This is a genomic window from Psychroserpens mesophilus, assembly GCF_000826645.1.
Lineage (GTDB): Bacteria > Bacteroidota > Bacteroidia > Flavobacteriales > Flavobacteriaceae > Psychroserpens > Psychroserpens mesophilus.
Genome location: NZ_JXJP01000008.1, coordinates 409,631 through 423,775 on the forward strand (window position 1 = coordinate 409,631; position 14,145 = coordinate 423,775).

Sequence of the window (14,145 nt, forward strand, 5' to 3'; positions counted from 1 at the left end):
TTTTAAATTCCTCTTCACTAAATGCAATATTGATTTTATTATATACTCTTATTACGCTTACGTTCAACTTCTGTCAAATATATTTTACGTAATCGTAAATAATTAGGTGTCACTTCGACATATTCATCTTTTTGAATATATTCGAGAGCTTCTTCTAAAGAGAATTTAATAGCAGGTACGATTTTCGCTTTATCATCAGCTCCTGAACTACGTACGTTACTTAATTTTTTAGTTTTTGTGACGTTAACTGCCATATCATCACCACGAGAGTTTTCACCAATCACCTGTCCTTCATAAATATCCTCACCTGGATCTACAAAAAACTTACCTCGATCTTGCAATTTATCAATTGAGTAAGGAATTGCCTGACCTTTTTCCATAGACACTAGAGATCCGTTTTGACGTTCAGGAATACCACCTTTTAAAGGTTGGTATTCTTTAAATCGATGTGCCATAATTGCTTCACCAGCAGTAGCTGTTAATAATTGATTACGTAAACCAATGATTCCTCTTGAAGGTACAATAAACTGACAAACCATACGCTCACCTTTAGCTTCCATACTTAGCATTTCACCTTTACGCATCGTTACCATTTCAATAGCTTTACCCGAAACCGTTTCTGGTAAATCAATGGTCATTTCTTCAACAGGCTCACATTTTACACCATCAATTTCTTTAATGATTACTTGAGGCTGACCAATTTGTAATTCATAACCTTCACGACGCATCGTTTCGATTAAAACCGATAAGTGTAAAACACCACGACCAAAGACCATAAATTTATCTGCACTGTCGGTTTCTTCAACTCGAAGCGCTAAGTTTTTTTCTAGTTCTTTAGTTAAACGGTCTTTAATATGCCTAGATGTAACAAATTTCCCATCTTTTCCGAAGAAAGGCGAATCGTTAATTGTAAATAACATGCTCATCGTTGGTTCATCAATCGCTATGGTTTTTAAACCCTCAGGAGTTTCCCAATCGGCCACTGTATCACCAATTTCAAAACCTTCTAATCCAACAATCGCACAAATATCACCTGTTTGAACTTCATCAACCTTCTTTCTTCCTAGTCCTTCAAAAACGTGAAGTTCTTTAATTTTAGATTTAACAATGCTCTTATCGCGTTTAACTAAAGAAATATTTTGCCCAACTTTCAACTCACCACGTGTTAAACGTCCAATCGCAATACGACCAGTAAATGATGAAAAATCAAGAGATGTAATCAACATTTGTGTGGTTCCTTTTTCAATTTTTGGTGCAGGAATATGTTCAATAACCATATCTAAAAGTGGCTCGATATTTTCTGTTTCATTTTGCCAATCGTCACTCATCCAGTTATTCTTAGCTGAACCATATACCGTTGGAAAATCTAACTGCCACTCTTCTGCTCCAAGTTCAAACATCAAATCAAAGACCTTTTCATGAACTTCATCAGGAGTACAATTTTCTTTATCTACCTTATTAATAACCACACATGGCTTCAACCCTAAATCGATTGCTTTTTGGAGTACAAAACGGGTTTGAGGCATAGGCCCTTCAAAGGCGTCAACTAATAACAAAACACCATCTGCCATATTTAATACACGTTCAACTTCACCTCCAAAATCGGCGTGACCAGGTGTATCTATAATATTGATTTTAGTGTCTTTATAGATTACTGAAACGTTTTTAGACGTAATTGTTATTCCTCTTTCACGTTCTAAATCGTTGTTATCGAGAATTAAATCTCCAGTATTTTCGTTTTCACGAAACAACTGACAATGGTACATGATTTTGTCAACCAAGGTGGTTTTTCCATGATCGACGTGTGCAATAATTGCAATGTTTTTGATATTAGCCATAATGATGCCTTATTTTAAGCGTGCAAAGGTACGTTAAATTACTGTTTAAAAGATAATTCATTTCAATAATTTAATAAACACTGAATATGACTCACTTTTTACTGATATACATTAGGCTGCATTTTAATCTATGACGCTGACTTCACCAGTTTAATCTCTGTAAATTAGTTAATTAAATGTTATAATTATGGCAACATATAATTTCAGTTCGTAATTTACGTTCTGTAATTGATTAATAGTAAATAGCCACTTCAACCAGCCATATTTTGTGCGATTTACGCAGGTATGTCCGTATGCAGACCTGATAACAAATAACACATTTTTAGCACATGAAACTCATTCAGAAATATTCAAAATTTGTCCCTTACCTCTATTTTATTGCAGTAATTTCGTACTGGTTCACTGAGGTTAACAGAAATTCGGGAATCACTGCATACCCTATACTTTTATTTGGAATTCCATTTATTTGGCAACTCGTAAAGCCCAGTAAACGACTTAATTTTTCATTAGGAATTACATTTGTTTGCATTTCTTCATATCTTATTTTGGCATATGTATCTGATCTTTTAAACATCATAACCTTATCTACTACCACAAAACAATTCATCATTTACGGAGGATTATTTGTAGTTGCAAATTTTGTGATGGCCTTATGGATGATTCGTAACAGTATGAAGCGTACATTTTAATTCCAGCTTTAATAAAACCTCAGAATTTAATTCGATAGATTAAGCGTTATATTTTCGTAACTTTGCGCTTTAATTTGAAACTTAAATTCAATGAATCTTCAAGACGTTCCAAAACTAAAGCATACCAATTCAAACAATTTCTTTTTATTATGTGGACCATGCGCCATTGAAAGTGAAGATATGGCAATGCGTATAGCTGAAAAGGTTGTAAGCATTACTGATGGTTTAAACATTCCTTATGTATTTAAAGGAAGTTTTAAAAAAGCCAATCGTAGTCGAATTGACAGTTTTACTGGAATTGGTGATGAAAAAGCCTTGAAAATTCTTAAAAAAGTTTCTGAAACATTTGACATTCCAACAGTGACTGATATCCATGAAGTATCTGATGCTACAATGGCTGCAGAATATGTTGATGTTTTGCAAATTCCAGCATTCTTAGTGCGCCAAACGGATTTAGTCGTTGCTGCTGCGCAAACTGGCAAAGTGGTAAACTTAAAGAAAGGGCAATTTATGAGTCCAGAATCGATGAAACATGCGGTTCAAAAAGTAAAAGACTCTGGAAATAATATGGCTTGGATTACTGATCGAGGGACTATGTTTGGTTATCAAGATATGATCGTCGATTTTAGAGGCATTCCAACAATGCGTGAATACGCGCCTACCGTTTTAGATGTAACGCATTCATTACAGCAGCCTAATCAAAGTATTGGTGTTACTGGTGGACGACCAGATATGATTGAAACCATTGCAAGAGCAGGAGTTGTTAATAATGTAGATGGTTTGTTTATTGAAACACACTTCGATCCTGCAAATGCGAAAAGTGATGGAGCTAATATGCTACATTTAGATAATCTGGAAAAATTATTAACCAATCTAGTAGCCATTAGAAAAACAGTCAATAGCTTATAAATTATGATTGAAGACATCGATTTTAGAGAAGCTACACAAGATGATTTACCAGAAATAACTGCCATTTACAGAGATACAATTCGAGCAGTAAACTCTAAAGACTATTCTGAAAAGCAGGTCGAAGCCTGGTCTAAAGGCGCAGATGACATAAAAAAGTGGCAAGATCGCATTAAAAAATTCTATTTTTTAGTGGCTGAAGTTGACAATCAAATCGTAGGATTCTCCTATTTAAAAAATGGATTTTACTTAGAAAACATGTTCGTTCACAAAGATTTTCAACGCCAAACCATCGGTTCAAAATTGTTACGCATTATGGAATCTCAGGTGTCTATGAATGGTCATGATGTTATAAAATCTGATATCAGTACGACTGCTCTTGATTTCTTTGATTCTCATTTTTATGATGTTGAAAAGAAACAGAAAACATCTTTTAAAGGAAAGGTTTTTGATACTTACACTGTATTTAAAGAACTATAAAGTTGTTTAGTTGTTAGTTGTGGCGTTGGCTTCAAATTGAATTCTTCTAAAACTAAACATCTGGATTCTCATTGGTATTTTTTTACTTCAGAAACGATTTATTTTTGTGTTCTTCCACTTCCTTTAAGATACTGATAAACAGGTTGTCGTCTATATCTTCAAGATGTTTGTAACGCATTGATTTGACCACTTTTCTTTTTTCAGAAACCATGTGTTCAATGTATTTTGTTAAATGTGCCGAATGCCAAAACCCAACATCAACATAATCTTTACTTTGATTCAAATAGCATATTGGTCGCGAATTGACATAATAACACGGAATTCGCCATTTATACTTTAATTCAGCATCAGGAAACGTATGTTCTATTAAGATTTGCAAGTGTAACAATATGGACTTGAAAGGCTCAGTTTGTTTAAGTATATAGGCTTCAGCTGGATTCACAGGACTCAAATTTCATGATTTTCAAAATTAACAATTATTTAGTAGCAATTATTGAAATAATTTTTTTTACTTTGTATTTCAAAGTACTTTTATATGGAATCGAAAAACTATTTAGACGATCTCAATGAAATCAAAACCTTGATGAACAAATCATCTCGTTTTATTTCACTTAGTGGACTATCAGGAATTCTGGCAGGAATTTACGCACTTATAGGAGCATCAATTGCTTATTATCTCGTATCTAATTCGGTTAGAGGGTATCTCATTTTAGATGGTGCCATATTTAAAATTTGTTTTGCCATTTTATTAGCTGTTGCTTGTCTTAGTGCAGTCACTGGTATTTATTTAACCACAAAAAAAGCTAAACAGAATAATGAGAAAATATGGGATAGTTCTTCAAAACGATTATTAATCAATTTTCTTATACCTTTAATAACTGGTGGAATTTATATTCTCATCATTTTAAACCAAGAACGTTATGGACATACCGCTGCGTTAATGCTTATTTTTTATGGATTAGCCCTTATAAATGCTTCAAAATACAGTTTGGGAGATATTCGATATTTAGGTTTTACCGAACTAATTTTAGGTTTAATTTGTGCCATGATGCCGAGTTACGGATTTTGGTTTTGGGTTGTTGGTTTTGGTTTTATGCACATCATTTATGGTACGTGGATGCATTTTAAATACGATATGAAGTAACTATTTAATAGATGAAATTCGTTTTACAAACAATCTTTAAACCGTCATTTTGAGTATTATAAATAATATAAATAAAGTTTTTGATCATCGAATCCGTTTAGGAATCATGTCTGTGCTTATGGTGAATGAATATGCCGATTTTAATACGCTCAAAGAATTGCTTGGAGCCACAGATGGAAATTTAGCCAGCCATACCAAAGCACTTGAAAAAGCAGAATATATTAGTGTTGAAAAACAATTTATAGGAAGAAAACCAAACACTCGCTACGCTACCACTAAATTAGGTAAAGCCGAATTTCAAAAACATATTGAAGCACTAGAAAAATTAATTAACAAACAATAAACTCTTTTTTTTATACGTTTACTTTGAAATACAAAGTACTTTAAATGTTTAAATCATGAAGCACATCCTAATCATTATCGCGTCGGTCTTATTCAGCATTCTCTTTTATGAGAAATCTATTGGATTAAACCTATTGTTGTTTTCAATGATGACCATCATCCTATTGGCTTTTAATAATTCTGAACAATTTAAAAGCAAAAGAATCATCCTGTATTGCATAACTTACCTCACAACTGCTGTCTTTGTATTTATTCAAGATTCGAGTTTGTCTATCATTGCAAATGTTGTTGCCTTCTTCACCTTAGTTGGTGCGATTTCAAGTGATAAAACATCGATTTACATTAATTGGATCAACGGATTATTTTCTTCTATCGCTGGATTTTTCTTTAGAAAGATTGAAGGAAACAAAAACAAGAAAGAGCAACTTCTTAATAAAGACACCGACTTTCTTCATTTAGTAAAACTCATTGGTATCCCTTTGGTTTTCATTACTGTCTTTGTGCTTCTTTATAAAAATGGGAATCCGATGTTTAATGATTTGGTTAATAAAATTAATTTTAATTTCATCAACTTTCAATGGTTATTATTTACAGTTTTAGGTTACTATCTTTTCAGTAATCTTTCGCAACCAGTTCGTATTGAACCTGCGACTTCAAAAGACAGAAGCATCAAAAACGATCTTTATAAAACCGAATCATTTTCCGAAGAAAAACTAAAAAAAGAAAAGCAGCTAGGTACAACACTTTTAGGTTTATTAAATCTTCTTATTATTCTATTTATAGTCACTGATATTATTTCTTTAACCACAATTGACAACTCAGCAGCTCCTGCTATGTCTGCTCAAGTTCATAATGGCATCAACACACTTATTGCTTCAATCATCATCGCCATTGTTATTATTCTCTACTTTTTTAAAGGCAATCTTAATTTTTATGCTGAAAATAAAGCACTTAAAAATCTTACATATTTATGGATTCTTCTGAATATGGTGCTCATCACTTTAATCGTCATTAAAAACCAGAATTATATTACGTCGTTCGGATTGACCTACAAACGTATTGGCGTGCATGTTTATATTTTTCTAACACTCATCGGACTCGTGACGACTTTTTTAAAGGTGATGAAAATCAAGAATATGGTATTTCTTTTCAGAATCAATACAAGTATTGCCTTTGTAACACTTATCGCATTCAGTACGATTAACTGGGATTACTACATCACAACATACAATCTCAACAATGCAAATTCTTACGACTTGAATTATCTCATAGGTTTATCTGAAAGCAATGCCATTCAGTTAAAACGTCACAGTCTGAACACAACATTAGATTCAAAAAGTTATAGCAGAATAGACAACAAATACGCGAACTATATAAAACATATTGAGCACAAAACCTGGCAAGAAAAGTCATTTAGAGATTTTAATATCACCGAAGAAGAAAAATCCTTGTAGCCATGAACTTACCTCTCAATCTTGCAAAATCTTCGTTACTGGCATTAGTAATCTTTTGGACCATTATTTGCGCTAAAGAAGGATTAGATCATGATTTATTTTTAGTTATGCTCTTGTCGTTTATTCCGATTTTTTTAGTTGTTACTATCGTCATTATTGGCACTATTTGTCCGATTTACTGGATAGCAAAAAAAGAACATATAAATAATACACAACTATTCAAAACCTATTTCCCGTACTATGCTATACTGGCTTTTTTAATTTGTGCATTCGGAATCATCGTCAGTGATTTTGATATCTATCTCACAGCCTTTTTTGTATCCGCTTTTATAACATCGAGTCAATCCTGGGTTTGGTTCGCTAATGAAAAATCAGATCATGAAACAGCTTAGAAAACAACTGATAGAATTCTTATTCGAGCACTCGCAACGCATTTACACCAGTCTATTTAAACATCATAATCCTTGGGGAATTTCAAGGAAGGAACTACTCTCCTATCCGCAACATACCTTTGGAAAACACCTAGGTGAATTCCTCGAGAAAAACAATTTTGAACTCATCGCTAAAGTTGAGCGTCATGATGCTTACCATACTTTAACTGGTTTTGGGACAAAAGTAGAAGATGAAATTGCGCTTCAATGCTTGTGTTATGGCAACGGTAAACGCAGTTTATATCTGTATGGAGCAATGATTTTAGGCATTATTATTTTACCTGATTATTTCAACTATTATTACCAATCTTACACAATAGGAAAGAAGGCAAATCCGTTTCATCATTTTGATTACAAACTATTACTTCATGTTGATATTGATGATTTTAGAACCACAATTTTTTCAGAAGAACAACGCAACATCCTAATCTTGAATTCATGAAAAAACTAAAAATATTATTACTACTTACTGCCTTTATGTTGTTTGGATTAGTCCTGACGAATGAATTGATGAGTTTTCAGGCAAGACACTATATTTATGATACAACTGAAGCCATTCCGAAGAATAAAGTCGGACTTATTCTAGGTGCTGGGAAATATACTCAAAGTGGACACATCAATTCGTATTACCAATTTCGTCTTGATGCTGCTGTTGAGCTTTATAAAGCCGGAAAAATTGAGTTCATCTTAATCAGTGGAGACAATGGCAGAACAACTTACGATGAACCTACGACTTTTAAAACCGATTTAATTGCCAGAGGTATTCCTGAAAATAAAATATTTCTGGATTATGCTGGCTTCCGAACATTAGATTCTGTTGTCAGATCTAAAGAAATTTTTGGTCAGGACTCCATAACGATTATCTCTCAGCAATTTCATAATGAACGTGCCATATATCTAGCTAAAAATTATGGCATCAATGCCATAGCCTATAACGCCAAAGACAGTTATAATCATCAAAGATCTAAAACCAGGTTCAGAGAATATTTTGCAAGAGCAAAAGCCTCAATTGATGTGATATGTAATGTAGAACCAAAGTTTTTAGGCAAAAAAATAGAAATCAAATGACCATCAAATTCAATCCGTCCTTTTTTGTTTCAAGTCTGTTGCTGCTATTAGTAGAAATTTGCATAGCAGTATTTTTAACCGAAGGTTTTATTCGTCATACCTTCGGAGATTTTCTGGTGGTCATTTTGATGTATTGCTGCATTAGAACTTTTATTCTAGCTAACCCAATTTATATCGCTATTGGAGTATTGGCTTTTGCTTTTACCATTGAATTTTTGCAGCTGTTTAATCTTTTAGACCATTTACAGTTGAGGCAACACAAAATGGCAAACATAATTCTTGGCAGCACGTTTCATGTATCTGACCTTATCGCTTACACCTTTGGCACGATTACCATTTTAGCTATGGATTTAAAAACAACATTATGGACACCTTAAAAACACTCATTCTTAATCGGTTTAGAGTATTATCGTTACTTACAGTTTCGATGGTTTTGAGTCTAGTACTTTTAATGATTAGAGTGAAATTACATCAATCGTTTTATTTGCTTTTTTTAGTATGGAATTTGTTTCTGGCTGTTATTCCATTTGCAATTACAACCACTTTGATTAGTACATCAAAACCGAGTAAAATTCAGTTTCTACTTTCATTTGGAGTCTGGTTGCTTTTTCTACCAAATGCACCTTACATCATTACCGATTTATTGCATTTACGAAGTTCACAACAGTATTTGATGTGGCTAGATGTGCTGGTGATTGTCTCGTTTGCCTTTAACGGATTGATTTTATTTATGCTCTCACTTTCAGATATGGAAAAACTACTGAAGCTCTATTTAAAACCCAAAGTTGTATTGACGCTCCTACTTACTATTTTTGGACTCACAGCTTTTGGAGTGTATCTCGGACGCTTTTTAAGATACAATTCATGGGAAATCATGAACAATCCTATGGCACTCTTTTCAGACATTATAAATATCATAATTCAGCCAAATATTGAAGCGTGGATTTTCACATTAACCTTTGGAGCTTTTCTGGCTATAACCTATTGGGTTTTAAAAGCATTTTCAAAATCCTATTAAACAGAAAAGGAAAGCCAATTAGCTTTCCTTTCCTTTTATAACCTATATTTTAATTTATTAATTACTTGCAGGATCACTTGGATCTGTACCATTGGCCATTTCATCTCCATTAGAAACAGTATCACCATCGCAGTCAAGAGCATTCCACTCTGCCGTTGGAGTTGAGAAATTACAATTTAAACTAAAATCACATTCATCTAAAGGAGCTGGATCACATTCATTAACTGAAATATCACCATCACAATTCGCATTATACCAATCATTAGTTACATTATTGAAATTAAAAAAATCAGGATTATAATCACACACATTAAATGGATCTGTGCCATCAATCGCTTCTTGACTATCTAAAACCGAATCACCATCACTATCTAAAGTATCTGGAAAACTACTTGGATCATTAGGATCTGTACCAGCCTGTGCTTCAACACAATCGTTAAAACCATCATCATCACTATCTGCATCATTAGGATCTGTAATGTTTCCGTTAGGATTACATTGGGAACTGTCTGGAAACTCATCTACACCTGTAAGCTCTTCACAATCGGTTAAACCGTCTTGATCAGAATCTATATATTGCTGAAAAAAATAAAGTTCAGCAATATCTGATTGGTTAGATAATGTATTTGTTGCTTTTACAAAAACTGAAGTTGTTGTTCCATCATCTATAAACGGATTAGGTAGCGGATTTACATCTGCCAAAGCATCGGCTTCAGTCAAGTAAAATGAATAGGTATTATTTATTAAACCTGAATAAGATTGCGCTACGATAACATCAAAATCGTATTCTATATTTGGAATACATCCTGTTCCAGTTGCTTCGGCCAAATAGATTAATACATCTAACTCATCTAAGTAATCTGGTGTTTGGTCACCATCACTATCATCATTTGCTGGATTACCATCATTATCACGATCTTCGTCTGCAGTATTCACACCATCATCATCATCATCTTCATCCAAATAATTTGGAATACCATCGCTATCAGTATCGTCGTTATCTAAATTATTATCGTTATTTAAATCTTCATCAATATCTAAAATACCATCGTTGTCAGAATCGGTTAAATCCACACATGACATTTGAGAACCTAAATCTGTAGTCGGCACAGTAAAGTTCCCCATAGTTACATCTGTAGTTTGGTTTCCTAATAAATCGATTACTAAAGCTGAATACGCAGTATTGTCACCACAATAATCAATCGTTAAATCTAAAAATCCATTAGCGATAGGAATGATATGTGTTGAATCGTTATAAAACAATTGCATATAACCATTAGTCATTGGGTTTCCTGTGCAATCATTAAATGCACCAGTAAAATTAGTTACCAATTCATCAGCAACAGATACTTGTATTGTAATATTTGAATCAGAAGAAAATGGACCAATCGTTGTTGTGAAATTGGTTCCAATACATCCATAATCTGGCACTTCCAATGTTAATTCATCATCAGCTGGAACTAAACCGCATTCAACACCTTCAGCATTAGTATAACCATAAGTTCCTGTAGAACCCAAAGCAGGTGAGTACAAATTTAAAGCAGTATATGGAAGCTCATTACCATTAGAGTCTGTTAACGTTATACAAAGCGTTATAGCAGGATATTGAAAATCCCAATTCCAAAACGAAAAATGAGAGACATTTCCAACATATTTATTCCCTTGAAGCGTAGCCTGACCTTCTTCTTTCCAATACCCATTTTCTTCATCAAAAAACCAAAGCGGAATCGTTGAAGGCGTACTGTTTACATTTAAAGGAACAGGAACAGAGATTTCTGCAGTACTTCCATCAGCAAGGTTTAATTCATCTCCTGAAGCACTTCGCAACTCAACCGCAATCATACCATAAGTTTCTAAAACTCTTGGGTCGCCATTTGTATTTTCAGCAAATAGCATTCCAGGCATTTGCAATTCCATATTACTATCATCGGGATTTAAATGCTTTAAAGTTACATTCACCACACCTGAATAGCTCACACCTTGACCGTTTACAAAATTTCCATCAAATATAACTTGCGTTCCATTTGGTAAATCTACTGTACTCGATTCGCCGGAGTTGATAGAAGCTGTAGTATCTAAATCTAACAGCATTATGGTTACCTGATTAATTCCTTCGGAAGGCACCACTGCTCTGGAACCATCAATAAAGCCATCTTTAGTAGCTTTGATATAGGCAAATTTCTCAAATACAGAAGCGTCAAGAATTGAAAATATACCATTGGTATCTGTTGTTGTAAATGCACCACCAACAGAGACCATCACTCCTGAAACAGGGTTGTTGTCTTCATTAACTACTTGACCTATGAAACGTGCATTAAATGGGTTTCCAAAATTTTCAGAAAAATTTGATGGTTCTTCTTGTTGCTGAATTGGTTTGTCTGTATTCCAGTTATCATCTTCTGAACAAGACGATATCATAAGAACAAGTGAAACAAATACAAAACTTTTAAAAATGTTCATAGTCTTAAGTTGTTGGTTATGAATGGTAGATGCAAACTTTTGCAAAAGGTTGCTTGTTAAATGTAAGAAAAATTAATTTTAATTAACCGAAGTCAACATATTCTTGCAAATAACTGAAGCGCTCCGTTAATTTACCATCTGCAGTAGTAATTTTCGCGCGTTTTAAAATACCACGTTCGTCACCATTAAAAAAAGCTGGAATCACGTGCTCTAAAAACATATCACCAAACCCTTCGCTTGCATCTTTTGGCAATTCACAAGGCAAATTATCGACTGCCATTACTGTAATAGCTTCATCGGCATCAAAAGCCACTTCGGTTTCTGTATGTGGATTATAACCATAAAATGGATCTGCAATGGTCGACGGACGAATCGTACTCGCTACTGGGCCATCAATATCACAAGAAATATCGGCTACCAAATTGATTCTAAAATCGGGATGCTTTGCGTCTTCTCTTGTAAATAAATAAGGTGCGTTATTACCATAAAAATGTCCTGCAATAAAGTAATCGGTTTCTTTAGCATACGGCATAAAGTTACTTTCGTATCCTGTGGGATCCTTATAAAATTCCCATTTATCGCCTACAATGCCATCGATTCGTTTATTGTATTCCATGACATCTGCCATGACATAGACAGGTTCAGAAAATTGAGAGGTTAAGTATAAAGCATCGCTTACCTGTTTTATGTTTAGGTGATCTAGAATTTCTTTTGCTCCCATGGCAACTTTTCCTGTACCTGTGAGTAGTATTTTAATATTTGGTAATGTGATTTTGTCAAGTTCGGCTTTAACCTCATGTAAATCGGCAAGGGTTTCCACTTTAGGTAAATTAAATAATTTATCTCTAAGACCCAATCCTCTAAAACCATTATAAGCACCGACAAGTCCAGCATAGCGACCAAAACCAATTAGCCGAGCGCCACTTTTTTTGACAATCGTTTCATGGTCATACATTTCAATGTGCTTGTTGAGCATATCCACCAAAAGCTTTCTATTGTATGGCTGTTTTTTAATGGTATGTGAAAAGTAGAAATATTTTTTATTAGGAATTAAATACTCTAATGGCACTTCTTTAACACCAATCATGACATCGCAATCTGACACATCATCGGTTACAGTAAAGCCATGTTTACGATAAGCTTCATCTGAAAACACACGAATATCTGAAGACTCTACTACAAATTCGGCTTGAGGAAACTGAGCTCTGGCTTCAGCCAATTTTTCTGGTGAAAATACCACACGACGATCTGGTGGATTTTTACGTTCTTTGATAATTGCGAATTTCATCTGTGATAATTTTTCACGAAAATAAGCTGATTTTGTGGCTTAAACAAACACGCCACGAATTAAATAATTAATCGGTACGCTCCACTTCATTTTCACTTTTTAAAACATAATCGCCATCGTCTTGTTTGATATACAGCGCCTTATTTCCTGGCTCGCCTTTTCTCGTAACATCGCTTCCTTTAATGGTTTTAGTTACAGTTTTAGTATAGGTTTCCTGAACTTTTCCAATGGCAGTTCCATTTCCCCATTTCCATTTCACTTTGGTTCCTTCGGTTATCATAATATATCTTTTACTTAAAAATAAGACATCGCACTGACAAATTTTCTTAAAAACATTATAAAATAGACTTGGTATGGCTTTTGAGTTACTATTTTTAGTAATTTCGCACGCCTTGAGACTTTATATCATGTTTCTTGGCAGAGTGCGTTAAGGATTGAAGCGACATCCTTTTTGTTTTATAAAACCTGAGGATGGTATTCAAGGTAATATAACAAAAAGATACAGCGGAAAGCCTGACGTTTTGCGATCCTGCAAGGTTTTTTTTATAACCTTGTAGGTATGAGTAAAAGGTAACGCCCAACCTACCTTGAAATTTTGGTTGGCAAAAAACAAAATTACTAAAATGGGGTCGACTGGTTTTGACAGCGAGACTCATTAAACGGTAAGCACGTCGTGTAATGACATTGAAACACGTAAAAGGCTAGGTCAACTTTTTAAACGGCGAGAATAACTACGCTTTAGCTGCGTAATCTGAATTATAGTAAGATTGTGCTAGTTCCTACTAGGTAGGAAGGCTAAATGTCTCCAGAAAGCCTTGGTTAATGGCGTTCTTATTAGAGGCATCGTAAATATTAACTTAGATTAGGTAGTGCTTTGATACCTTTTCGAGATTGAGAAGCTAAGTTGTAAGTAGGCTGTCTTTTGCCAGCTTACAATCGAAAAAACAAGGAAAGACTAAACGTGTAGAAAGCTCTTTAATAGCTTGTTTGGACGAGAGTTCGATTCTCTCCGACTCCACAAAAAAAC

The 14,145-nt window shown here is 34.1% G+C and carries 16 protein-coding genes and 1 other RNA gene; 12 read left to right on the forward strand and 5 right to left on the reverse strand.

Annotated features, from left to right (window positions below; all coding sequences use genetic code 11):
* Positions 1 to 38 precede the first annotated feature (38 nt).
* Positions 39 to 1,838, reverse strand: a complete 1,800-nt coding sequence (gene typA, locus TD18_RS09185) for a translational GTPase TypA (protein ID WP_040251536.1) — start codon at positions 1,836 to 1,838, stop codon at positions 39 to 41.
* Between the two features lie 329 nt (positions 1,839 to 2,167).
* Here typA and TD18_RS17015 point away from each other — a divergent pair, with 329 nt between their 5' ends.
* The 3 genes from TD18_RS17015 to TD18_RS09200 all read left to right on the forward strand — a co-directional run bounded on the left by TD18_RS17015 (position 2,168) and on the right by TD18_RS09200 (position 3,913).
* Entirely contained in the window at positions 2,168 to 2,527 is a 360-nt protein-coding gene (locus TD18_RS17015; RefSeq protein WP_084205889.1) for a hypothetical protein, read from the forward strand.
* Positions 2,528 to 2,617: 90 nt separating this feature from the next.
* The gene (gene kdsA, locus TD18_RS09195; protein ID WP_040251542.1) at positions 2,618 to 3,436 is read left to right on the forward strand and encodes a 3-deoxy-8-phosphooctulonate synthase; all 819 of its coding nucleotides are present in this window, start codon (positions 2,618 to 2,620) and stop codon (positions 3,434 to 3,436) included.
* 3 nt (positions 3,437 to 3,439) lie between these two features.
* Positions 3,440 to 3,913 carry a GNAT family N-acetyltransferase gene (locus TD18_RS09200; protein ID WP_052461110.1) on the forward strand — a complete coding sequence of 158 codons (474 nt, stop codon included), beginning with the start codon at positions 3,440 to 3,442 and terminating at the stop codon, positions 3,911 to 3,913.
* An 82-nt stretch (positions 3,914 to 3,995) separates the two neighbouring features.
* Here the strand turns inward: TD18_RS09200 and TD18_RS09205 are convergent, their stop codons facing one another.
* On the reverse strand, positions 3,996 to 4,355 hold the full coding sequence (locus tag TD18_RS09205) for a DUF1801 domain-containing protein (RefSeq protein ID WP_040251993.1): 360 nt from the start codon (positions 4,353 to 4,355) through the stop codon (positions 3,996 to 3,998).
* 93 nt (positions 4,356 to 4,448) lie between these two features.
* On the opposite strand from TD18_RS09205, the gene TD18_RS09210 reads away from it, so the two are divergent.
* From TD18_RS09210 to TD18_RS09245, 8 genes are read left to right on the forward strand one after another with little or no spacing between them, the layout of a single operon-like run.
* Positions 4,449 to 5,057: a hypothetical protein gene (locus TD18_RS09210; protein ID WP_040251545.1), complete on the forward strand. Its 609-nt coding sequence runs from the start codon at positions 4,449 to 4,451 to the stop codon at positions 5,055 to 5,057.
* A gap of 49 nt (positions 5,058 to 5,106) precedes the next feature.
* Entirely contained in the window at positions 5,107 to 5,400 is a 294-nt protein-coding gene (locus tag TD18_RS09215) for a winged helix-turn-helix domain-containing protein (RefSeq protein ID WP_040251548.1), read from the forward strand.
* A 55-nt stretch (positions 5,401 to 5,455) separates the two neighbouring features.
* Entirely contained in the window at positions 5,456 to 6,853 is a 1,398-nt protein-coding gene (locus TD18_RS09220; RefSeq protein WP_084205890.1) for a DUF4153 domain-containing protein, read from the forward strand.
* A gap of 2 nt (positions 6,854 to 6,855) precedes the next feature.
* On the forward strand, positions 6,856 to 7,245 hold the full coding sequence (locus tag TD18_RS09225) for a hypothetical protein (protein ID WP_040251554.1): 390 nt from the start codon (positions 6,856 to 6,858) through the stop codon (positions 7,243 to 7,245).
* On the forward strand, positions 7,232 to 7,726 hold the full coding sequence (locus TD18_RS09230; RefSeq protein ID WP_241480661.1) for a ubiquinone biosynthesis protein COQ4: 495 nt from the start codon (positions 7,232 to 7,234) through the stop codon (positions 7,724 to 7,726). The genes TD18_RS09225 and TD18_RS09230 overlap by 14 nt, the downstream gene beginning before the upstream one ends.
* Entirely contained in the window at positions 7,723 to 8,352 is a 630-nt protein-coding gene (locus TD18_RS09235) for a SanA/YdcF family protein (RefSeq protein WP_040251558.1), read from the forward strand. The genes TD18_RS09230 and TD18_RS09235 overlap by 4 nt, the downstream gene beginning before the upstream one ends.
* The gene (locus TD18_RS09240; protein WP_040251560.1) at positions 8,349 to 8,729 is read left to right on the forward strand and encodes a ribosomal maturation YjgA family protein; all 381 of its coding nucleotides are present in this window, start codon (positions 8,349 to 8,351) and stop codon (positions 8,727 to 8,729) included. The genes TD18_RS09235 and TD18_RS09240 overlap by 4 nt, the downstream gene beginning before the upstream one ends.
* Positions 8,717 to 9,370 (forward strand): DUF1361 domain-containing protein, encoded by a 654-nt coding sequence (locus TD18_RS09245; RefSeq protein ID WP_084205891.1) that lies wholly within the window; start codon positions 8,717 to 8,719, stop codon positions 9,368 to 9,370. The genes TD18_RS09240 and TD18_RS09245 overlap by 13 nt, the downstream gene beginning before the upstream one ends.
* Positions 9,371 to 9,427: 57 nt before the next feature.
* Here TD18_RS09245 and TD18_RS09250 read toward each other — a convergent pair whose 3' ends face one another.
* The 3 genes from TD18_RS09250 to TD18_RS09260 form a co-directional block, all read right to left on the reverse strand.
* Positions 9,428 to 11,830, reverse strand: coding sequence for a hypothetical protein (locus tag TD18_RS09250; protein WP_040251562.1), 2,403 nt, complete (start codon positions 11,828 to 11,830; stop codon positions 9,428 to 9,430).
* A gap of 82 nt (positions 11,831 to 11,912) precedes the next feature.
* Positions 11,913 to 13,118 carry an NAD(P)-dependent oxidoreductase gene (locus tag TD18_RS09255; protein WP_040251564.1) on the reverse strand — a complete coding sequence of 402 codons (1,206 nt, stop codon included), beginning with the start codon at positions 13,116 to 13,118 and terminating at the stop codon, positions 11,913 to 11,915.
* A gap of 67 nt (positions 13,119 to 13,185) precedes the next feature.
* Positions 13,186 to 13,398, reverse strand: coding sequence for a hypervirulence associated TUDOR domain-containing protein (locus TD18_RS09260; protein WP_040251565.1), 213 nt, complete (start codon positions 13,396 to 13,398; stop codon positions 13,186 to 13,188).
* Between the two features lie 345 nt (positions 13,399 to 13,743).
* Here TD18_RS09260 and ssrA point away from each other — a divergent pair.
* Positions 13,744 to 14,139, forward strand: a transfer-messenger RNA (tmRNA) gene (gene ssrA / locus TD18_RS17020).
* Positions 14,140 to 14,145 lie beyond the last annotated feature (6 nt).